The sequence below is a fragment of the Macrococcoides bohemicum genome (assembly GCF_016865215.1).
GTDB classification, from domain to species: domain Bacteria; phylum Bacillota; class Bacilli; order Staphylococcales; family Staphylococcaceae; genus Macrococcoides; species Macrococcoides bohemicum.
Window position 1 is genome coordinate 43,645 of the sequence record NZ_CP054482.1, and the last position, 20,928, is coordinate 64,572.

Here is a 20,928-nt window from a genome sequence, read left to right on the forward strand (position 1 = left end):
TCATTCCTTTATATATTATTTTAGGACCCATTCATGTCTTGCGATGGGGTTAAGTGGGTGAATATCTTCTGAATTAGTAGGGTTGATAAGATGTTTGATTTTCTTTTGATGTGGTTTCAACATCTTCATCACTTCATCTGCACGAGGGATTACTTTAGGATTCTTACCATAAGAACCATAGGCGATAATGATTGTATCTGATTCCTTTGCAGCATCCATGAGGTGTATGTCAGTGTGTTTGTCGTAGCCATCTTCTAAGTGTTTCTTGTTATGTGGAGATTTGATATTCGAGTATAGGTTAACCATATGAATCGTCCCGTACCCAAGCTTTGAAAGCTGATTAAGCGTTAGAAATGTAGTGAGATCAAGATATAAGGTTCCCTCATTTGCAGGGAACTTAGTGATAATAGTGCATGTTTTCTGGTTGGTATCCCAGGACTTTGTGAGTAGATATCTATGATTTCCATCTTCGCTGAATACAGCATTTGTTGTAAGAGTATTTGTTATCTTAGTAAACATAGTTAAGCTCCTTTATTATTAGTATTCATCCGGTAGTAACATTACAAAATATTTAAGGTCTACGGTATCTTCTCGGATAACGTAGACCTTTTGTCTTGTGAAAACTTCATTCGATATGAATTTATAGGTATTAGAATATGGTGGTTGCTCCTGGAGATGCTTAATGCAAATGATATTATCTTTATCTGTTTTTCTGATGTGAAAGATACTTAAGTAATCTGGTGTTTCATTATATTTTTCCGCTTCTTCTTCTCTTTTTAGCACGAGCGACCATATGATGTTAATGATACTGCTAGGAATATGTTCATCAATCCCACGTGTGATATACGTCTGATATTTACTCATTACGATCATCTCCAAACTTGCTGATAATTTCATTGATTACAACGATAGTGACTTGTGCAAACTTAACCCACTGTTTCATTTTGAACACACTCCTTGTTAGTATCGAGAAGATGTAATTCATCAACAAAAATACTTTTTCCGTCTGTTAAATAGATTAATTTCAACTCTTCCTCTTCGATATAACCCATTGCGATGATCTGTTTGTCATCTTGTACGATAAATGGATAAACATGTTCATCATCTAATGTCATAGAAAAATAGGTAAAGGTATCAACTTCCTTATCTGCACTAAGATCTCCAGATAAATCCTTACTATCTAATATTTCACCTAAAGTTGTTTCTACATGTTCAAAATACCAGATATCAGTTAGATACTTAAAGCGCCTTTCTACAAACTTACATAGCTGTTCTGATAAACTCATGATTAATTCCTCCCTGTCTATATTCGATGTGTATGGTACATCGGATATATAATATATATTCAAAAGAGAATTAATTACGGTTGCTGTAAAGTGATATTGGAATGAAGTGGGGGAGTACATAAATAAAAGAGGGTAATTTTGATGAGTATAGAGTTGAATTTATCGTCTCAAAAACGATACGGTTTTTTAATAGTTGGACGTTGTGATACGCAAGTGCGTCTCATTTATCCTGCTATTTTTTCTACATAATTCAGTTCCCGTTTTCCCGTATTTTTCCGAGTATAAAGTTAAGTATCATTTAAATTTTATAATGAAATCGGGCTTATTAATAATATATTCAAAAATATTTACGGGATTACGGGAAATACATAATTTAATATTTTAATAAATAATTAATGGAAATTTTACACTATGAGTTAAATTGAAATTGTATAATCGAATTGTATTCATATTACATTAAGAGGAGCGTGTGGAAATGCAACAAGAATCGTTAATGGAAGAAATCTTCAACTCTAATGTTTTAAGTGAAAAGCAAATTAAGATCAATATGTTTCTGTGTTATAAGGCACTTAAAGAGTCTAAGGATTTCTATGAAGCATTACCAAAGCTTATGGAGTGCAAGGATGCTTTGGTGACTGAGTATTACATTACAAAATCATTGAGTAAGTAAGCTTTCCCGTGTTCCCGTAGTATTTCAGATATAAAACGAATTATTAATTAATTGTATTACTGTATTGCTGTAATTAGTAATGTATATAAAAATATTTACGGGATAACGGGAACAGTTCATATCTCTAGGTATAGTATGTTATTAGACAAAAATAAAGAGGAAGCGCTGAGTGGCGCTTCCTCTGGTTGTTTATCATTGAATACTTCTTTTAAGACTTCCGGTGTGATCTTGAGTGTTATAAAGAATTCATATTTCTTTCCAGGTTCTTTGTGCTTACGGAAGTGAATTTCTTCAATGACTGATAAATATAGAGCTTTAAGTTGATGCTTTTCCAAACGTTCTACGTCTTTGAAAATATCTTTCAGTGCTGCCTTAACTTCATCAACTGATATAGTGGGGATATGCTCACTTTTAAGCTTTTCAGTGAGTAGTAGTATTTCGTTTTCGATTTTAGTGATGTTATCCTGATATTCATTGATACTATCTTTAAGTACGGGAGCTAAGTCAGGCGAAGATGCTAACGCTACAGTTAAGTTATTGAGCTTTGTTTGTAATTCATCCAGTTCAGCTTTTTTGATGTTGATGTTACGATCTATCTGGACGGGTTGTTCTCGGAGTCTTTCATTTGCTTTCTCAACTACTTTTTCAAGAATTTTATCATTGTTAATTACTTCGACGATTCTATTCATGACGTAAGGTTCTATAAGATCAGCTCGTACTGAATTTGCTGAACAGACAGACGCACCTTTATTTTTAAATTGACTACATGAGTAATAACGAATCTTTTTCTTCTCACCCTTTATCGTGTTGACGGTATTGGCTGCAGCATGTGCATGGCCGCAGACGGGGCATCGGATCAAGCCAGTTAATACATTTGTCCCTTTGCCATGAACTTGAGGCTTCTTGCTCATTTCAGACATACGGCGATGAACCTTATTCCACAGATCTTTTTCAATGATTGGTTCGTGCTTACCTTCAGCGATAATAGGATTAGGGTTATACCCTTTACGTCTCTTCTCATTCCACCCGATGTACTGTTGGAACTTGATTTGACCGATATAAAATACATTATTAAGGATGTACTTCACACCAGCAATATCGAACGGATTACCTTTCTTTGTTCTAAGACCATCTTTGTTCAGACCATTCGCAATTGCACGATAACCTTTACCATTAGCATATTCATTGAATATCCGTCTAACAATTTCAGCTTCTGATTCATTGACTGATAAGTGCTTCTTATCGTTAGGTATTTTGTTATAACCTAGCAGATTATTCCCGTTATAATAACCATTTCTTGCTCTCTTTGATTGCCCTAAGATCACGTTCTCTACGATTTGGTTACGTTCATATTCTGCCATACTCGCCATTATTTGTAACATTAGTTTGCCAGCAGCATTTGTAGTGTCGAATTTTTCCGTGTGACTAATGAATTCGATATTATACTTTTGGTATTCTTCAACCATTTTTAATAAATCTGACGTGTTACGTGCCAAACGGTTTGCTTTATAAACCATAATGACATCGAACATTCCGTTTCTCGCATCTTCATTCATTTGTACAAGTGCCGGTCGATTCATATTCTTACCACTAATACCTCTATCGACATAAATATCATAGACGTCGTATTTATTTTTAGCACATATATCTTTTAATAATGCGATCTGTCCATCAATACTAAAACCCTCTTCAGCTTGAGATACTGTTGATACCCTTGCGTAGATTGCTGCTTTTTTATTCATGATTATACCTCCATTTTCAAATTTTCATTACTGTTGTCCTGCGTTACTGCTACTAAATTTATAGGATAATCTTTTATATAAACCGCTTTAAGTTCTCTTTGTTCGCTTATAACGATCTGATCAATATATGGTTTAATTTCTTCGAGTGTTAAACTTTTACTCACTTTATTTAAGATAGGCGTTAACTTAGTGTTATCGATATTAGGAATTGTTTTGATATTTTTTGTTTTGTGATTAACCTGTTGAGCAAAATCAACTGCACTGATTTTACCCTCTGCTAGCTGTTCAACAAGCTTTGTTCTTAACCGTTCACTACTCGACTGCATTTTAATTTGTTCTTTACGTATGCGTTCAATTGCCTGCTTAATGGGCTTATAAGTTTTTTCGCTCACTAGGAAACTTTGAATGGTTTGTAGTACATTATCCTCGATATCCCTACCGTTAATAGATACGAATGGACAATAATTCATTGAAGTTTTCTTATGATTTCTGCATACATAGTAGTAATGTGTCTTATCGTTTCGTTTAACCTGATGAGTAGTCAATGTACTTCCACAACATGGACACTTTAAGAACTTCTTTAACTGACTTTTTGTCTGATGCGTTGCTATTCTTTTACGATTTCTTATGCTAGTCGCTTCTTTAAATGTGGTTTGGCTGATAATTGGTCTATATAACCCGTTTAATTCAATTCCGTAAGGTGTCTTCATCACACCTGTGTAGGACGGGTTAAGCAATATATTACGCACTTGATATTCTGGTATTAAGGTACCGTTTTGTTGCAATTCTTTGCTGATTGCTTTGTATCCTTTACCTTGAATGTAACGCTCGTAAATGAACTTAACTGTCTTAGCTTCATCTTCATGGATGATGTATCTTCCATCTTTATAAATATAGCCGAAGGGGGCATTTGTACTGATCATCTGTCCCTCACGAACTTTTTGTAAGTTACCGTTCCTCACAAATGTAGATATGTTATCTAATTCCATTTCAGCAAGTGCTGAGATAACCTGTAATTTGAATCGATCGAAGGCTTTCGACAAATCAAAGATACCATCCGAAACGCTTATGACTTTAATACGCTTATTTTGACATACATCTAGGAATTCTAGCGTATGTTTTAAGTTTCTTCCGATGCGGTTTAGTCGGTAAACCAGTACGGTCTTTACTTCGGAATCATCCTGTAGTTGTCTTAACATTGTTTGATACTGTGTTCGTTTATCATTGCTGCCTGAACCTGTATCCGAGTAGAAGCCTATATCATCAACAGATATACCTTCACGTACTGCCATTTGAATAATTGCATCTTTCTGTGCTTCTAAAGATTGTTGTTTTGTTGTACTTACGCGTGTGTATGCGAGTACCTTCACTTTAAACACCTCCGAAGTGATAATATATTCTTGAAATGGATTTAAACGATTAAATTAAAGCCTAACGAATAATTGTCGTTAGGCTAGGGTGTTAGTCACGTTCCAGTTCTTCGAGAACGAGTGACGTAATTAATTCAATCAATTCATCCATATTTTGGGGTCCTCACTTTCGCTTATCCAATTTAAAAATATGCCCTATATGCACTAATATCACTAAACTATTTTGATTCCTTTTAAAGCCGAATACCCGCTTTTTCTGTATCTATCATACGGAATTCCTAAAGTTAATGCGATAGGTTCGAAAGCTTTCCAGAACGATTTTTGAGAGGTGAAAGCAACTGTATATCCATGTAGCATAGTCCAACTTTCGAAACTATCAATCACATCGCTGCAGTACTCAGAATTTCCAGGACATACTTGTATTTTTGATTTGATAAACTTAGTCATTACATCTTCTTCAGAAAGATATCTATTTCTAATTTTTTGCATTGAAGATGAAATGGTGAAATTATATCCATTATTTTCTAATCGATTTAAACCATTCAGTGCCCAGTTAAGTATGCCGCTCATTTCATAGTTAAGTTTTTTTGATAGATTTTTGTCTTGTTTAGAGACGGGGATCTTGTTTAGAAAAGGCAATATGATTAATCTCCTTGCAAAACCAACGCTCTTATCAGTAATAGTTGGTAGATCATTTAATAAATAAATCATTTTGATGGGTAAAACCATCTCACATTCGGGTATATTCTTACGATTAACTGTAATTTTTTCCCCGGCTGTAATTGCTTTTAATTTTGCTGTATCAAAAGCACCATTACTATTTTCAGTAGATAAATTAAGCTTTTTTCCTACTAACGGCTCTAAACCAAATTGAGTGTTTAAATTGCTTAGAGGAGTGGACGTGGTATTCACACCTCCAATAAGCTTTTCAAGAATACCAAACAGAGTAGACTTACCTTCTCCACCTTCACTGTAGACAAGTAAGAAAGCGTTCGCTTTAAAACTACCGGACAATACGTATCCAAACCATTCTTGTACAAAAAGTTGTGTTTGAGGGTCACCAGCAAACCAAATATTCATATTTCCCATAAATACCGGACATTTAGCATTTGGATCATACGTGACATCAGAATGTATCGTTGAATAATGTTTTGGATTATGATCCACTATTTTGTTTGTTGTGTAATCCAAAGTAACATTCCTGAAAGGAAATCCTTTAACATTTAAATCGTTATTATTAACAATTGGAACTTTTTTATTAACTTCTCGTAATACAGCATCTTGCAATGCTATAGTCCATTTAAGGTTTAGAGTCGTCGATACTAACTCATAAATGAAGCGTTCTAAAATTGTTAAATATTCGTGCCAATATCCTCTAGCCGTGTTATAGATGAGCAGTTTGTTTGTTTGCTGAATGAGGCATATTCTAAACAGCTTGCGTACGAAATTTGCAGTTGCAGTCGTATTAACCTTGAGCGATCCATCATTTTTAGAATGATAAGTCAGTTTACGAATCAAAATAGACTTAATCTCCGTTCTGATTGGTTGTGCATTTGTATTTTTTCCTTTAGATAGCATGAAAGGGATAAAAACTTCAATTGGGAAGCAATTATTTTTAAATACTCCACTAGCTACCGATGGTGAGTATGATGCAAGTACAGAGGTCAGGTCGACCTCTGTTTGTATCATGTCATATGCGCTATCAGTATTTACATAATCACGAATTAAACTTAAATTAGTTTTATTGTCAATAAAAATCATTATTATTCCTCCTTAGTACAAGTCATCTTCGTACGGAATGTATGGATTTTCTGGAATATTTGCATCCGTATCAAACGTTGGATTGTAGGCGTTTGATCCCATGTAATTTGGAAACTCATCTTGATCAGATGCATCATACTGCACGCTATTTGTTTGAAGTTGTGATTGCTGTTCGAATGGATTATATGGATTCTTCGGTTTTTTCATTGGTAAACTTGTATTGTTGGCAATGTGTTGCAGCAGTTGTTTCTGAGCAGTTGCTGAGGGAATGTTAAAATTCCAATTATTTAAGTCATCATACCCATGCTTATTTTGGAAATAATTCACTTCCCCTGTGATACCAATCAATTCACTAGCTGATGAGAAACCATCGTCGTTAATCTTTTCTAAAAATTCATATAAGAATTGGGCAAATACCGAGTGCGACTGGTCACTCACGAACAAGTTGTAGCTTTTTAAAACTTTAGTTTCACCAGTTTGAATATTAGTAAGTGTAATGTGTAAATTAAAAACATCGGCCACACCATTACTAGTGTCGATGGTATTTGAAACAGCCTGATTTATTTTAAAATATACTGTACCGTATGGTACCGGATTTTTGATAAAGTTGTTGTTAAATTTTTTATTGTTGTGCATTATATTTATCCTCCAATTTGTCCACCTTTAAAAACCCGTTAATAGGGAAACTAGGATGCTCTTTTAATATTATTTTTGTGAATTGTTTTTTTAATTGTTCTTGCCATAGTGCTTCATTCGAATTAGGCACTTGGACCCAAACTTCATCATGTATTAAATTGATAACTTCCAGATTCTGTCTAACGCAAGTAATCGCAAGTAACTTTAAAGCTGATGCAATCATTGATTGAAATGCAAAATTTTTCTTTTGTGGTTCTGACATAGGGACTAAAGGGTAGATAGGACCATAAAATGTATCCACCCATTCCCTTTTCACAGTTTGCTCAAAGTACGTTTTTAAAAAATTGTACCTTTCGTAAATGAACTGTTTCAGTCGTTTGACATCATATACAGTTGCACAAACGCCGTTCTTCACAAGGATATTGCACAACGTTGTATCACCTGCACCATATAACATTGCAAATATGAACGTTTTTGCTGTTTTACGTAAATCATTGTTCGGTATTGCTTGATTAATAACCATACCGATCATTGAACCTATAACAGAATGAACATCAATATCGTTCGTTAAATCATCAAGTAGCTGTTTGTCCTGCGACAAATAAGCTACGCAACGAAGTTCAGCATTGTTAAAGTCGACTGACCATATTGTCGATGCTTGAGATGAAGGTACAATATAAGGCTTCATCGCATTTGGCAGTGCCGTTAAGTTTACTTTGGAAGCTGTGATTCTACCTGTATAAGAGGTGCTTGAACGCCAAGTACCGTGTAATCTAAGCCTTTTTGAATCCTCAGTCTTATACGGTTGTAGTTTCATAACCCACTGCTTATAGAAGTTTTGCTTCTTAATCAGTTGATAAAGCTGCATATAAAGATGATGCTGAGTACTGTACTGTTTTAATAAATGTAAATCAGTAGTTACCTCTAAACCATCTTCTTCTAACAACTTCAAAATTTGTCTTTTTAAATCCACGTGATCGCAGTGTGTTAACGATGGAATTTGAACTTGTAATGTGTCTAAGAATTGGTGATATTCATGATGTTGGTCTATCAACCATTTGAAATCGATATAAACACAACTTTCAGTAAGTGTTGATAACACTTCGCTACAAAACGACTGTTCTAATACATATAGTAAATGAAACGCTTTATTCGCATTTAATAACGCCGGGAGATGACCTTTTAAGTCATCATCCCTAATGCTAGTAGGTACCAATAAAATATTTTGAATCATAAGAGATACTCCTTGTTGTAATGAAAATTAATATTTGTAGAAGAGATCCGCCTCAACCAATTCACTTGGGTTACTAACAAACTCACAATTTAAATTGGCCATCATATATAAGTAAAAAGCATCAAGTATCTCAGATACGTACTCATCATAAGCCTCAGCATACGCTTCTACACATGTAGCACATAGCACATCATCTAAGAAAAAATGTGTATCTCTAGGTAATTTATCGACATAATCAATCATGTCTTTCACTAAATCGTAAGCTTTTACTGACATTTCTCTTTTTGCAGTAAAATTAATTTCCACTATTTCCGTACTTTCACCGAACTCAACCTTACTAAGTCCCGTTACAACGGTGAATTTATCATCTTTCCATAAATAATTTCGCAAATTTAATCATCCTTTTCTGAAAATTGTTTGAATCGTACTACTTACTCTTTTAAGTAAGAATTGAAGTTGTAAAACACTGAAACTGACCTGATTAATAAATATAAATCTTTGAACGCGCTTAAATTTTCGAATAACCAAAATTTATTACCTCATGTTTATCACAAATATAGGGTATTAAGTCTATTAATCTGAACTTTATAGTGTTGATATACTACGTCTAAGCAAAGTTGACTGATTTCGATGTTGTAACATGTAATTGATAATCCGACCAATCAAAGTCAATGCAAATCATAATGCTGTTCAGTCCATCAAGAACAGACCAGAAGGAGTCATATTCTAAGACTTCCAATGCTTTAACCATTTGACTAACTCTCGTCAAATCGATTTTGCACGAAAGTAAATAGTTACGACTAATTTCTTCAGATACCATATACAGATGATTTAGCAAGATAACAGTTCATATTCAATTTTCAAAGTACAGACAAGAGGAACAGAGAATTGGGAAATGGATATCATAATCTTAGATACAGTATTGGCTTTTGTTGAGAATCAATAATTGCAAATGGAAGGTTTGCATGCTTTACCAAATAAGCAAATCTTCTACCAACTTCACGTTGGTCATTTGTTGATATGCTAGTTAAACCCGTTTTTACAACTAAATCGTTGTAAGTAAATGCTTTACCTTTAGGTTGTCTAAAAGCTTGTGCAACTACTGCTTTGTACAACTTTTTTTGTTGATTTGATTTGTGAAAGAACATCTGAATGCCCCCCTTTCTTAGGTAATTAGATTGTAAAGTAAAGTGATACTTTTTATATGTTTTATATATATTTTTTATATATTGTCGTAAAACAGTGTTCTAAAGGCTTTCTCAAGACTTTCTCAAGTCATCCTTTAGTTACATATAATTTTGCTAATGACTATGATACAGAGGGCTCAGCTTTAATAAAAATTTCCAAAAAAAAACTAAAAAAAAATACGATACTTAATTTAAGCATCGTACTTAAGAATAATTAGGTATTTAGTTTAAAGAAGCTCTATTTGGATAGATAGAGAAGTGATTTGTCATTAAATAAGAATGATTTAAATTATCAAGATTATTTAAGTTATAGAAGCTTTGTAGTGTCTCCATAACTGAATTAGAGGAGATATCTATTGATGTTTTTAAACTATTTTTTGTTAAATGTTTAACTTTGGCTATTATTTTATCTAATAAATTTAATACAATATCGAGTGAAGGGGACTGATAGTTTTTATAATCGTCATTTTTATTATGAGCTTCTATCAATTTTAAAGTTAGTAACTGTAACTTATTACTATAGAATTCGAGTAAATATGTGAAGCTTATATTAAAGTAACAATCTAAGGTTTTATATGCGAAAACATCATTTGAATTTATGATAGTACTTCCTTTATGTTTAATAATCATATAATTTGCAACTAAATCAATAATAAATTGATTTAGTTTGCTGCGATCATTGTTGAGGGTACTCTTATTTTTGTTGTTGCACATGAAATCAAACAAACTATACGGACTAATATTGCTTTTCAAATAGTTATGTGCAAGAACATCACTTAATGAATATTTATGATTAGAACACACAAGTCGATAGTATGCATTGTTCTTTAAGTCTTCTTTATGTTCTTTTACTAAATAAAAATGGGCAACTATAGAAATGACCTCTACTAAAGTATATGACTTTTGTCCTTTCCCTTTGTTTTTAGTCTTTTTTCTCAAGAAGTCAGTTATTTCTGAATGAGAGTCTAATCTTAGTACGCGATAATCGCCTTCTGATAATAAGTTTTTCTTTTGTATAGTACGTGAATAACTTTCTACAATATCAGTGACACTGAATCTATGGTTTGAATAATCTTGTGCATTCAAATTGTGTAAATACCCTAAACTCTTAAAGTATGGTTTAAAATCTTGTGTATTCACTGATTTAGTTCTACTTAGAATCTTTATATTTGATTTTATTTCTCCATTTGGAACTTCTAGATGAGAAGTGATTTCCTCTGTTTTTTCTAATATTTCATTTTTCTTAAAATTTTTAAAGTCATTGTTAGGATAAATACTACCTTTAATAAAGTTTTCTTCGGAATTTTCATCCTCATTTATGAAATTATCTGACACTGCTAAATTATAAATTTTTTCTGAATTTTCAGAATTCTTGGTCATTGATATTTCTTTTTTTATACTGTTTGATAAGTAATTATACAAATCTTGACCTTCTGAAAGTTGATATGTGAATTCATCATTATCAATAGAACTTTTAAGTTTATAATTCTCTATTATATATTTGAACAATGTGTTGGTAATTGTGTTTACAAGATAACTATATGCAGTCCTAAAGTTTGTTGTGTCTTTAATCATAATGAAATCCGTCAAATCAATAAAAATGCTATTATTATCATCAAATGTATACTGATGAGTAAGAAGAATTTCATCATTGTCTTTAAGTTGATTTAATACATTATTTATTGCATCAGAAAAAAAAGACAAGGTCTCTAATGATCCTTCATATTTTACTACTACCATTAAATGTTTCCTCCTTAATTCGAATTATATCCAAACTGTCGACTTTGCAAAGCTTCCTCCGAGTACGACTCCCTTTGAAGTACTAACTTATCATCGACCTTGCCATTGTAGTTCTCAAGCACTTTATATTGAAAATTTACCTTAACATAATCAAAGCCCCTTTCTTCAACTAACGTTACAAGCTCTTTATTACCACCATGACCATTAGCTACATAGTTAGACCATCTTGTAAGTAACATCTTGCTCATACTCGTTGCTGAACCAACGTATAACTTACCATTGCTTTTATCTGTGATGAGATAGACTGCTTTTTGATTTTCAAGAGTAGCAATCCAGTCCCGTTTGCCACGATGAATAATTGTTGCGAGTTGTTGATAGGATAGCTTAACCTTATCATAACCGGGGAACTCATCACCGTCATAAATTGAAGGTAATATCTGTTGAACGACTAACTCTTGATGTAAATCTTTATAAAAACGTCCTTAGGATCAACAAAACCATTTGATTGGTTGAATTTGATTTTCACATGATTCATTTCTTCTTCTGTAAAGCCAAGTAAAACATTCAGTTTTATTTGCGACATAATCACTGCTCCTCTTCAAGTTAAGTATTATAATCATATCAAATAAGCGTGATTGTGAGATAATAGAATTGAAAATAATCATTACAAATATTAACTTATTGAATTAATAATAAGAGAGGGAAAAAGATGAAGAAAAAGATATTTATTTCATATGCATGGGACGAAAATGAGGATAAAAAAGTAGTTGATTTAGCGGAAATGTTGGAGGAGTATAAAGAGCTCGAGGTAGTATTTGATAAATGGGATGTAAGTAAAGGTAAAGAATTACCACATTTTATGGAGCAGAGCATTCAGCAATCAGACTTTGTACTTGTAATTTGTAGCAAACGTTATAAAGAAAATACAGATAAAAGAGTGGGCGGGAGTGGCTACGAAGCAAGATTAATGTCAGATGAAATCTTAAGAAACGTTGGTGAAGATAGATTTTTGCCTATATTATTGAATGAACCTGACAAAGATTCTATACCTAATTTTCTTAAAGGTAGAGTTTGGACTGCTCTATACTATGATAAAGAATCTAAGCAATTCAATAATGAAATGAACGACTTGTTGGCAACAATAGTAGGACATAAAAAGAAAACTAAAGAGAAAACTAAGAGTGTCTTTGATCGTTTAGCAGAACCTAAAACTATTACGAATAACTATGATGAAATCAAGATTTTAGGAATAAAACAGGAGGAAGTAACGGTTCCTAAAATGGATGGTACTAGAGGTTCTGCCTTATACAGCGTACCATTTTTATTAAATCAAACTCCTAATCATGAGTGGAGCGAAATTTTTATTTATAAATGGGATAATCCAAGGGTTTGGTCAACAATGCATAGGTTCGGAAAGCACGAGTTGTTGGTGATAAAATTATTTTAGACGGAACAACAATTGAAGAAGTAAAAAATTATCATCGTGATACACTTATTATGTGCGTGGAAGATGCCAATGCAGAGTATAAGAGAATGATAGAGAAAAAATTAGAAGAACAAAAGAAAAGAAAAACAAGAGTTAATGAGTTTGAAGAAGCCCTAAAAAGAAATATTGATGATATTAAATTTTAGAAACCGGGAATGCTTGTTCATTTCTATGGCAGGTAACTGTTAACTTAAAAAGATATAACTATTCGTCGAACTGCATTCAGTTGCAGTTCGACTTTTTATATATTCACATGCTACATTTATTGTAATACTACAATATGTTAGGGGTGTTGAATATGGAAATGAATCGCTTTGATATTTATAAGGAGCTATGGACAAAATCACGAACTGCGTTTGCTAAGGAACATAATATCGAGTTTACTAACCTGAAGAAAGTCATAGAGGTACATAATATCCCATTACCTGATTCTAAGTATTTATATGATTACAGAAGAGGTGAATCGTCTACACTTAATTGGACAAATTCTATGAGAATAGATATTGTTAATTTAAGAAAGTAGGCGATTTTATTATGGCAAGAGAAAGAAGAACATTTTAGTTCAGAGTTTAAATTACAAATGGTTAGACTATATGAAAATGGTAAACCTAGAAATGAAATTGTACGCGAGTATGATTTAACACCTTCGGCGTTAGGAAAATGGATAAAGCAACATCAAAACACCGGTTCATTCAATCACCAAGATAACTTATCAGATGATGAAAAAGAGCTGATTAAATTACGCAAAGAAGTTCAACATTTAAAAATGGAGAATGATATTTTAAAGCAAGCAGCGCTGATCATGGGACGAAAATAGAAATCATTCAAAAGAATGCGCATCAATATTCAGTATCAGCAATGTGTAAAGTCCTGAAAATACCAAGAAGCACTTATTATGAATCAATAAAAAGAAATACTACAAACCAAAAAGATGATGATTTAGAATTAGAAAATATTATTATAGATACGTTTAATTCGAATAGAAAAAGCTTTGGTACAAGACGAATTAAGAATAATTTAAATAACAAAGGTCTCACTGTATCCAGAAGAAAGATTGGTCGTATCATGAAAAAATACAATCTAGTTTCAGTTTATACGAAAGCTAAATATAAACATCATCCAAAAGAAACGAATGAAAAACGAATTAAAAATCATTTAAATCGTACTTTTAATAGAGAACAACCCATGGAGGCATTGGTAAGTGATTTAACTTATGTAAGAGTAGAAAATACATGGCATTACATATGTTTATTTATTGATCTCTTCAATAGAGAAATTGTTGGTTACAGTGCAGGTAAAAATAAGGATGCAAATTTAGTGGTGAAGGCAATTAGTAAAATTAATCATAACTTAAAACAAATCACACTATTTCATACAGATAGAGGTAAAGAATTTGATAACAAATTGATAGATGAAGTATTAAAGACTTTTGAAATCGAGCGTTCATTAAGTACTAAAGGTTGTCCTTATGATAATGCAGTTGCAGAAGCAACGATGAAAGCACTGAAAACCGAACTTGTAAAACAGATGAAATTTGAAAGCTTAGAACAGTTAGAAACACAATTATTTGATTATGTAAATTGGTACAACAATTTTAGACCACATTCTTCATTACAGTATTTAACGCCAGTGGCGTTTAAAGATTTACACATGAAAAGTGTCTAAAAAACTGTTGACATTCCATTTTGCAATAATAAAACTCTATCCAAAAGATGTGGATAGAGTTTTTGAATAAGCTATAATTATAAATCATTCTATATTATCACTAACTAAGAAGAATTTTATTACAATCAAATCAAACACTCCTTATAAACGACTATATACTTATATTCGATAAAAAGTTAAATTTTCATTTATTTTGTATTATTATTATTAAAAATTTTATAAGAGCACATAGAAAATAGAAAAATGATGCAGGCAATATAATAATACTATACACAACCAATACATAGTAGAATATATCTGGTACATCTATTATATTTAGATTCTCATTGCACAATAACATCAGATTTTTTAATATAAAACTTGCTACAAAAGTAAAAAAGTTATATATTACATATTTCTTCAACTCTTTTACATTATTAGAATTGCAGATAAAAATTACACCTAGAATCAGAGGGATAAATATTATTATTTCATTAATCATGTTTAGTGAAGATAGTATCGAGCCATTTTTAGATTCGTCAAACAACCTTATATAATTTATTAATAAATTAGTAAATAATAATGACATCAATGTAAATACTAATACATTGAGTATATTTTTATTCTGAGTCTGGTTCATAAGTCCTAGCTCCATGTTCATATAAATCATCCATTACTTGCGCAAATTTTTGTGCATTATAGCTAGACATACCTTTGTCTTCAACATTTTTAACATTTATAGCTAACATCATATTTGGATTTTGTTGATCATAACCCACAAACCATCCAATTTGTGTACCTAATCCTTCATTCTGAGTCATTTTTAATTCTGCTGTACCAGTTTTTCCAGCAAAGTTAGCATAATTTCTTTCGGTATCTAATTTATGAGTGCCTGTAACAACTTTTCTCATACTACTTGTTAATATATCAATATTTTTTTGTGATGTAATATGTTTTTTCCATACTTTGCTTTTATGTTCCATATTTAATTTAGGTGCCATCATATTCCCTTCATTTACTAATGAACTATATATAGATAAAATATGAATTGGATTCACCAATATTTCACCTTGTCCATAACCTGAGTCTGCTAACAATATATCATTATTCAAATTTCTTTCTAGATTAATTTTATTCGCTATTTGGCCAGTCTGAACAGGGTAATCCGAAGGCGTTTCTTCTCCTACACCTAAATCCTTCATTCCCCTTACAAATTTTTTCCCACCCATTTCTAGGGTTGTTCTAGCAAAAAAGATATTGTCTGAATGTGCTATAGCTTTCTCTAAATCAATTCTTCCATTGACAACTTCAAATCTTGTTACTTTATATCCTCCCCAGCTCCCATCTTTTCTCCATCCTTTACCATTTATTTCATAACTTTTGCTTTCATTTATAACCCCATTATTTAAACCTATTATAGAAGTTAGCAATTTTTGAGTAGAACCTGGAGAAGTTAATTCTTGAAATTTATTTAAAAGCGGAGCCTTTTTATCATTTAATAAGGCCTGATATTTTTTATTTGAAATACCAAACATAAAATCATAAGGATTAAATGATGGATAGCTTACTAAAGCTAATAATTCTCCTGTTTTGGGATTCATAGCAGTACCAGATCCATTATCATCTTTTAAATGATTGTAAATACTATTTTGAACTCTACTATCTATCGATAAAACTATCTTTTTTCCATTTTTAGGTTTCTTATGAACTAATATTTCTTTTGAACCTGTTAAACCATCATCATCAGTAATATATACTATTAAACCATCTCTGTTTTGTAATTCTTTATCGTACATATATTCAATACCAGTTTTACCAACAATTGAATGAGAATCATATCCTTTAAATTTTGGATCATTAAGCTCATCTGCATTTATTTCACCAATATAACCTAACAAATGAGCACTTGCTTCTTTTAATGGATAAGTTCTACCTTTTATTTTATTTACAGATAATCCGTATTCAGGTATTTTATTTTTAATTTCATCACTTAATTCTACATATGATTTGATTGGAACAAATACTCCATCTTTAACCCATGATTGTTTTAATATGTTCTTTAAAGTACTCTCATTTATATTTAATAACTTAGCTATTTGTTTACTATCCTTCTTATTATAATTTTTAGGATCAATTCCTACCTGATAATGTTCACCATCTATCGCTAAAGGAATTCCATTTCTATCTACAATTTCACCTCTACTTGATTTCAATTCTTCTACTCGTACTTCATTAGTTGCTGTAAGTCCTGGAATTATAACCTCTGGTGTCCAGTTCAATTCCCAACGTTTACTCTCACCATTTTTTTCAAACTCAAAATAACCTTTTTTTGTGAATTTACCGAATTTAGAATCATAGTGCATATTAGCACTATATTTTCGAGTGTCTACAATTTCTTCTAATAACTTTATATCAGTTATTTTTACTTTTTTTATGCCTAGAGAATTATCAATATGATGCATTCTATCGTATCTTTGTTTTTTACTAAAAGTATTTCTTGATAAAAAAGTAATATTCTCATTTATTTCATCTACATTTCGATTTTCAATTGAAGAAAATATTTTATCAATTTCATTTTCTTTCAATAAATTATATAAGAAAAATGATATAAGACATAGGCTACAAACTATTATTATTTTACTTTTTATATTCTTCATAATTTCCTCCATCAAGTATTACATTTGTGATATATTACATTTGTAATATATCACAAATGTAATACCATGACAAATATATACTAAATCATTTAGTACTGTAATTTAATATTTATATTAAATTACAAATGTAATTTAAAAATATATACATGATATAATAGAATTGGAGGTGTAATATGAATTATATTTTAATTAGCATTCTTCTCAGTGGAATTTCTTTTCTTTTGATAAAACTATATAAGTTCATTCTTAATCAATTAAAAATAATAGATTTTAGTATATTTCCCTGGTTAATTATATTAATAAGTATGTTTATTCCATTAATTAATTATAATTTTTCATTTTTCAATAATAATTCTATAGATAAAACGAATTCGAATACGGTTGCATCAAATGAATTATACACATCTTATAATCATGCGAAAGACCTTGCTATTTCATTATCATCGACTAGCGATAATTGGGATGTTATTTTGAATACTATTTGGATTGTGGGAATATTCCTTTTCACTTGTTATTATCTGTTTATAGTATACAAGCTTATTAACACAATAAAATACAGTAAAAGGTCAACTCAAATTATTAAAAATATGTCCTATGAAATTTTAATATCATCTCATATATCAGTTCCATTTACAATCTGGTTAGGTAAACATTATATTGTTATACCAGATGATGTGCTAACTAAAATGACAAATGAGGAAATTAAAATGATTATTACGCATGAAATAACACATATAAAAAGAAATGATATTTTTAAATGCTATTTTTTCAATATTTTTAAAATTATTTTTTGGTATAACCCCTTTATACATTTTTCTGCTAAAAACTTTATTAATGATATAGAAACTGCCTGTGATAGAGAAGTACTTCATAATGCTACTAAATCTGAAAGAAAATTATATGGATTAACGCTTTTAAAAATTGGTTCAAAAACTAAGAATGATTACGCTCTGTTAACATTCAGTAAACCTGCCAAAGTACTTACAAAAAGAATAAAATTAATTAGTAATGATACATTTAAATCTATCCCTATTAAAATAAGAATTTTATTTCTTTTGGTGATTATTTCCCTAATTACTTCTATTAAGTCTCTATTTGCATACAATGATACAATAAGTTATTATCCGGAAAAAAAACTTAACGAAATGAATTATCATACTGTAGATTTAAAAGTGCATTTTAAAGATTTTAATGGTACTTTTGTAATGTATAATTTAAAAAATGATAGTATGTATATTTATAATAAAGAGTTAGCATTAGAAAGAACTTCACCAGATTCAACTTATAAAATAATTGATAGTATTATACATCTAAATAATAAAACCATTTCTACGACCAATAATACAAAAAAATGGGATGGTGTTGATACGTCTATTAATGAATGGAATAAAGATCATTCATTAAAAACAGCATTACAAGATTCTGTGAATTGGTATTTTGAATCTCTAGATAAAAATATTTCTAAGAAGAAATTATTATCATATTTAAATGAAGTTAATTATGGAAATCAAGATATTTCTGGCCAAAACCGACCTTATTGGTTAGAATCCAGTTTGAAAATTTCACCTATTGAGCAAGCAATGATAATGAAAAACCTACAACAAAACCATGGTATTTTTTCAAAAAAATATACCAACTATATTATAAAAAGTCTTTCTAATAACGATAATAAATCTTGGGGAAAAACAGGTACTGCAATAATAAATAACCACGAAATTAAAGGATGGTATGTTGGTGGTTTTGAAAAAAACAATCAACAATATGTTTTTGCAACATTAGTTAAAAAGAATAACGATGCCAATGGCAAAACTGCAAAAATAATAACTGAAGATATAATAAACAGTGGGAAAATTAAATAAGTAAGGATGTATGTAAATATGAATAAAAATCACGAGATTCCAGCAAGTGAATTGACCGTTATGCAAGTAATTTGGGCCAATAAAGAAGGTTTATCTGCTAATCAAATTATAGATTACTTAAGTAATGATAATCAATGGAGCCCTAAAACAATACGAACTTTAATTAATAGATTAGTAGATAAAAACTTTTTATTAAAAGAAAAAAATAGTAAAGTGTATGTTTATAAACCTTTAGTTAAAGAAAGCTCTTATAAAAAAAATACTACTAATACATTTTTAAATAAATTATATGATGGTGCATTAACTAATCTCGTAATGAATTTTGCGAAACAAGAAAAACTGACAGATGATGAAATAAAAAAGTTAAAAACTTTATTAGAAAAACTTGATAATTAAGGTTACAGTATTTTATTAAAGCTGACTTCTCAAACTAAGTGAGAAGGGAATGTAAAATAAACTGCGAAGCAGAGTCATACGCACTCTACTTACACAGTTTATTTTACATGCCCATTTAAAATTCTAATCGCTACTGTTTATTTTAAAAGTTTTTAGAAGCACTATTCATTAATTTCTCAAAATCCTCATCTTTAATATTCGATTCCGTTAATGTTATTTGATAACCATCGGGATCTACAATTGTCAATTCCATCGCATTCCATGGCATTTGTTCTAACGGTTGTAATATATACTTCTTAGATATCGAATTTGCAATTGTTTCGATATCATCAACAAGAATATTAATGAAACAACCATTTCCGCTTTTAAAATCTTCAGACTGAATCAACATAATATCTTGATATTTTTTCAGTCTTAAATGATTCATTATCACTTCATTATTCTCATTACGAAACTTGAAAACACTTCTAAATCCTAAAGTGTGAAGATACCACTTCTCAGCTTTTTCAATATCTCTCACCAACAATTTATTAAACAATGGCATTTGATAGAATTCCATGTTATCACCTCCTTACTTTAATCCTAAGGTATGACGTGACGTTAAAGTAAAGAGTGAATTATAAAATAATCATAATATTAGTTGGATTCGCTTGAACAACAATAAATAGATGGTATAAATTAATATTAAGGCTATGGTATAATTAACTGAATATTTAGTTTTCTAAGCGTAGTTGTTAATACATAGGAGGAAGAAAATGAACTGGAAAGAAAATAGAATTCTATCAGCTAAGAATGGTACGAATCCAATGGTAATAAAAGAACTGAAAGGAAGCTATGTTGTGTTTGGTGATGTACAATTTCTTCCAGGCTATTGTGTATTGCTTCCTAAAAGAGAGGTAAGATTATTGAATGATCTTACCATAGAAGAACGTCAAGATTATTTATTAGATATGAGCTTAGTAGGCGATGCGATGATGAAAGCATTGAATCCGACAAGAGTGAATTACGAAATATTAGGTAACAAAGATCATTTTCTTCATGCACATTTGTTTCCAAGATATGAGTGGGAAGATGAGTCGGTGAAGTATATGCCAGTGTGGGCGTATGATGCTTCCAATTGGTCGAATGAAGAAACGGCTTACGATCCTGATAAACATGATGAAATTAGAAATAAGGTAAAGAACGAACTTGAACAGTTGTATAAAATATAAAATCATAGTCGATATCATCATTTTGATATCGACTTTAATTATAATAAAC

Annotated in this window: 20 protein-coding genes; 7 read left to right on the forward strand and 13 right to left on the reverse strand. The window is 30.9% G+C overall.

Annotation, left to right across the window (positions count from 1 at the left end):
• Positions 1-15: 15 nt before the first annotated feature.
• From HT586_RS00230 to HT586_RS00240, 3 genes are all read right to left on the reverse strand, one after another.
• Complete coding sequence (locus HT586_RS00230; protein ID WP_203545930.1) at positions 16-519, reverse strand: DUF1643 domain-containing protein; 504 nt, start codon at positions 517-519, stop codon at positions 16-18.
• Between the two features lie 18 nt (positions 520-537).
• Complete coding sequence (locus tag HT586_RS00235) at positions 538-864, reverse strand: DUF960 family protein (protein WP_203545931.1); 327 nt, start codon at positions 862-864, stop codon at positions 538-540.
• 62 nt (positions 865-926) lie between these two features.
• On the reverse strand, positions 927-1,286 hold the full coding sequence (locus tag HT586_RS00240; RefSeq protein ID WP_203545932.1) for an SAUGI family uracil-DNA glycosylase inhibitor: 360 nt from the start codon (positions 1,284-1,286) through the stop codon (positions 927-929).
• A gap of 475 nt (positions 1,287-1,761) precedes the next feature.
• Here HT586_RS00240 and HT586_RS00245 point away from each other — a divergent pair, with 475 nt between their 5' ends.
• Complete coding sequence (locus tag HT586_RS00245; RefSeq protein WP_203545933.1) at positions 1,762-1,956, forward strand: hypothetical protein; 195 nt, start codon at positions 1,762-1,764, stop codon at positions 1,954-1,956.
• A gap of 116 nt (positions 1,957-2,072) precedes the next feature.
• Here the strand turns inward: HT586_RS00245 and HT586_RS00250 are convergent, their stop codons facing one another.
• From HT586_RS00250 to HT586_RS00285, 8 genes are all read right to left on the reverse strand, one after another.
• Positions 2,073-3,698, reverse strand: a complete 1,626-nt coding sequence (locus HT586_RS00250) for a recombinase family protein (protein ID WP_203545934.1) — start codon at positions 3,696-3,698, stop codon at positions 2,073-2,075.
• Between the two features lie 2 nt (positions 3,699-3,700).
• Positions 3,701-5,068: a recombinase family protein gene (locus HT586_RS00255; protein WP_203545935.1), complete on the reverse strand. Its 1,368-nt coding sequence runs from the start codon at positions 5,066-5,068 to the stop codon at positions 3,701-3,703.
• 213 nt (positions 5,069-5,281) lie between these two features.
• Positions 5,282-6,829, reverse strand: coding sequence for a DNA primase family protein (locus tag HT586_RS00260; RefSeq protein ID WP_203545936.1), 1,548 nt, complete (start codon positions 6,827-6,829; stop codon positions 5,282-5,284).
• A 12-nt stretch (positions 6,830-6,841) separates the two neighbouring features.
• A complete protein-coding gene (locus HT586_RS00265; protein ID WP_203545937.1) occupies positions 6,842-7,465 on the reverse strand; it encodes a hypothetical protein in 624 nt (207 codons plus the stop codon).
• Complete coding sequence (locus HT586_RS00270; RefSeq protein ID WP_203545938.1) at positions 7,452-8,699, reverse strand: DNA polymerase; 1,248 nt, start codon at positions 8,697-8,699, stop codon at positions 7,452-7,454. Before HT586_RS00270 ends, HT586_RS00265 begins: the two co-directional genes overlap by 14 nt.
• A 27-nt stretch (positions 8,700-8,726) precedes the next feature.
• Entirely contained in the window at positions 8,727-9,089 is a 363-nt protein-coding gene (locus HT586_RS00275; RefSeq protein WP_203545939.1) for a hypothetical protein, read from the reverse strand.
• A 512-nt stretch (positions 9,090-9,601) separates the two neighbouring features.
• Positions 9,602-9,847 carry a cassette chromosome ssDNA-binding protein gene (gene ssb, locus HT586_RS00280; protein WP_203545940.1) on the reverse strand — a complete coding sequence of 82 codons (246 nt, stop codon included), beginning with the start codon at positions 9,845-9,847 and terminating at the stop codon, positions 9,602-9,604.
• Positions 9,848-10,108: 261 nt separating this feature from the next.
• The gene (locus HT586_RS00285; RefSeq protein ID WP_203545941.1) at positions 10,109-11,626 is read right to left on the reverse strand and encodes a hypothetical protein; all 1,518 of its coding nucleotides are present in this window, start codon (positions 11,624-11,626) and stop codon (positions 10,109-10,111) included.
• Positions 11,627-12,335: 709 nt separating this feature from the next.
• Here HT586_RS00285 and HT586_RS12355 point away from each other — a divergent pair.
• The 3 genes from HT586_RS12355 (at position 12,336) to HT586_RS00310 (ending at position 14,777) form a co-directional block, all read left to right on the forward strand.
• On the forward strand, positions 12,336-13,073 hold the full coding sequence (locus HT586_RS12355; protein ID WP_238999259.1) for an SEFIR domain-containing protein: 738 nt from the start codon (positions 12,336-12,338) through the stop codon (positions 13,071-13,073).
• Between the two features lie 337 nt (positions 13,074-13,410).
• Positions 13,411-13,635, forward strand: a complete 225-nt coding sequence (locus tag HT586_RS12360; protein WP_238999261.1) for a hypothetical protein — start codon at positions 13,411-13,413, stop codon at positions 13,633-13,635.
• A 57-nt stretch (positions 13,636-13,692) separates the two neighbouring features.
• Positions 13,693-14,777, forward strand: a protein-coding gene (locus HT586_RS00310; protein WP_203545942.1) for an IS3 family transposase whose coding sequence is annotated in 2 segments (ribosomal slippage) — positions 13,693-13,894 and positions 13,894-14,777 — 1,086 coding nt in all. Because the reading frame shifts where the segments join, the coding sequence is not laid out codon by codon here.
• Positions 14,778-15,376: 599 nt separating this feature from the next.
• On the opposite strand, the gene mecD is transcribed toward HT586_RS00310, so the two are convergent.
• The gene (gene mecD, locus HT586_RS00315) at positions 15,377-17,404 is read right to left on the reverse strand and encodes a PBP2a family beta-lactam-resistant peptidoglycan transpeptidase MecD (RefSeq protein WP_407943980.1); all 2,028 of its coding nucleotides are present in this window, start codon (positions 17,402-17,404) and stop codon (positions 15,377-15,379) included.
• Positions 17,405-17,586: 182 nt separating this feature from the next.
• Between mecD and HT586_RS00320 the strand changes: the two genes are divergently transcribed.
• Positions 17,587-19,272, forward strand: a complete 1,686-nt coding sequence (locus HT586_RS00320; protein ID WP_203545944.1) for a M56 family metallopeptidase — start codon at positions 17,587-17,589, stop codon at positions 19,270-19,272.
• 18 nt (positions 19,273-19,290) lie between these two features.
• Positions 19,291-19,668, forward strand: a complete 378-nt coding sequence (locus HT586_RS00325) for a BlaI/MecI/CopY family transcriptional regulator (protein WP_203545945.1) — start codon at positions 19,291-19,293, stop codon at positions 19,666-19,668.
• A gap of 142 nt (positions 19,669-19,810) precedes the next feature.
• Here the strand turns inward: HT586_RS00325 and HT586_RS00330 are convergent, their stop codons facing one another.
• Positions 19,811-20,227 carry a VOC family protein gene (locus HT586_RS00330; protein WP_203545946.1) on the reverse strand — a complete coding sequence of 139 codons (417 nt, stop codon included), beginning with the start codon at positions 20,225-20,227 and terminating at the stop codon, positions 19,811-19,813.
• Between the two features lie 196 nt (positions 20,228-20,423).
• Between HT586_RS00330 and HT586_RS00335 the strand changes: the two genes are divergently transcribed.
• Positions 20,424-20,879 (forward strand): HIT family protein, encoded by a 456-nt coding sequence (locus HT586_RS00335; protein ID WP_203545947.1) that lies wholly within the window; start codon positions 20,424-20,426, stop codon positions 20,877-20,879.
• Positions 20,880-20,928 lie beyond the last annotated feature (49 nt).

Excerpts from the sequence above, each read along its gene's own strand:
- HT586_RS00230 (WP_203545930.1), bottom strand. The coding sequence starts at position 519 with ATGTTTACTAAGATAACAAATACTCTTACAACAAATGCTGTATTCAGC.
- HT586_RS00235 (WP_203545931.1), bottom strand. The coding sequence starts at position 864 with ATGAGTAAATATCAGACGTATATCACACGTGGGATTGATGAACATATT.
- HT586_RS00240 (WP_203545932.1), bottom strand. The coding sequence starts at position 1,286 with ATGAGTTTATCAGAACAGCTATGTAAGTTTGTAGAAAGGCGCTTTAAG.
- HT586_RS00245 (WP_203545933.1), top strand. The coding sequence starts at position 1,762 with ATGCAACAAGAATCGTTAATGGAAGAAATCTTCAACTCTAATGTTTTA.
- HT586_RS00250 (WP_203545934.1), bottom strand. The coding sequence starts at position 3,698 with ATGAATAAAAAAGCAGCAATCTACGCAAGGGTATCAACAGTATCTCAA.
- HT586_RS00260 (WP_203545936.1), bottom strand. The coding sequence starts at position 6,829 with ATGATTTTTATTGACAATAAAACTAATTTAAGTTTAATTCGTGATTAT.
- HT586_RS00265 (WP_203545937.1), bottom strand. The coding sequence starts at position 7,465 with ATGCACAACAATAAAAAATTTAACAACAACTTTATCAAAAATCCGGTA.
- HT586_RS00270 (WP_203545938.1), bottom strand. The coding sequence starts at position 8,699 with ATGATTCAAAATATTTTATTGGTACCTACTAGCATTAGGGATGATGAC.
- ssb (WP_203545940.1), bottom strand. The coding sequence starts at position 9,847 with ATGTTCTTTCACAAATCAAATCAACAAAAAAAGTTGTACAAAGCAGTA.
- HT586_RS00285 (WP_203545941.1), bottom strand. The coding sequence starts at position 11,626 with ATGGTAGTAGTAAAATATGAAGGATCATTAGAGACCTTGTCTTTTTTT.
- HT586_RS12355 (WP_238999259.1), top strand. The coding sequence starts at position 12,336 with ATGAAGAAAAAGATATTTATTTCATATGCATGGGACGAAAATGAGGAT.
- HT586_RS12360 (WP_238999261.1), top strand. The coding sequence starts at position 13,411 with ATGGAAATGAATCGCTTTGATATTTATAAGGAGCTATGGACAAAATCA.
- HT586_RS00320 (WP_203545944.1), top strand. The coding sequence starts at position 17,587 with ATGAATTATATTTTAATTAGCATTCTTCTCAGTGGAATTTCTTTTCTT.
- HT586_RS00325 (WP_203545945.1), top strand. The coding sequence starts at position 19,291 with ATGAATAAAAATCACGAGATTCCAGCAAGTGAATTGACCGTTATGCAA.
- HT586_RS00330 (WP_203545946.1), bottom strand. The coding sequence starts at position 20,227 with ATGGAATTCTATCAAATGCCATTGTTTAATAAATTGTTGGTGAGAGAT.
- HT586_RS00335 (WP_203545947.1), top strand. The coding sequence starts at position 20,424 with ATGAACTGGAAAGAAAATAGAATTCTATCAGCTAAGAATGGTACGAAT.